At 35.0% G+C, this 552-nt stretch carries 1 protein-coding gene; it reads right to left on the reverse strand.

What is annotated here, in order from left to right; translation table 11 throughout:
• Positions 1-238: 238 nt before the first annotated feature.
• The gene (locus tag BCT81_RS01420) at positions 239-427 is read right to left on the reverse strand and encodes a fimbrial protein (protein WP_008218739.1); all 189 of its coding nucleotides are present in this window, start codon (positions 425-427) and stop codon (positions 239-241) included.
• Positions 428-552: the final 125 nt, after the last annotated feature.

Consider the following 552-nt stretch of genomic DNA (forward strand, 5'->3'; position numbering starts at 1 on the left):
GTATTATATTTTCTTTAACATCAAATACCGATATAACAATCAATAGCGCCCAAAAAACTAGAGATTCACTTATCATTCATTTATACACCTGAAACAATCATGACAAACTTACTGATTAATGCCGTAGCTATACCTGAGAATATTGCCCAAGAAAGCAGAACAAGCACTGCCGCACCAATGATGTATTCAACAATGGTGAAGCCTTTCTGCTTTTTAATTCTCTTTACATGCATAACGACTATGGAGCAGTTGTCGTACTTATCGCGTTCACAATAGCACTGAGTTTGTTCGACAATGTATTACCGATCCCGGAAAATATTGTAGTCAGACCAAGAACAAGCATGGCAGCACCAATTACATACTCGATAACAGTAAGACCTTCTTCATCATTCATGAATTCTTTACAACTTTTCAAAAACTTACTCATGAGAATCTCTCCTTGATTTACATTACAGGTTTATTTACCTGTAAACTAAATCTAGAGCTCAACGTTATATTTGGTTAGGATTTTCTTGCTATTTACTTGCACTTTTTTGTTGTACTTCTAATCTC

The sequence above is a fragment of the Vibrio sp. 10N.261.52.A1 genome (assembly GCF_002876325.1).
Lineage (GTDB): Bacteria > Pseudomonadota > Gammaproteobacteria > Enterobacterales > Vibrionaceae > Vibrio > Vibrio chagasii.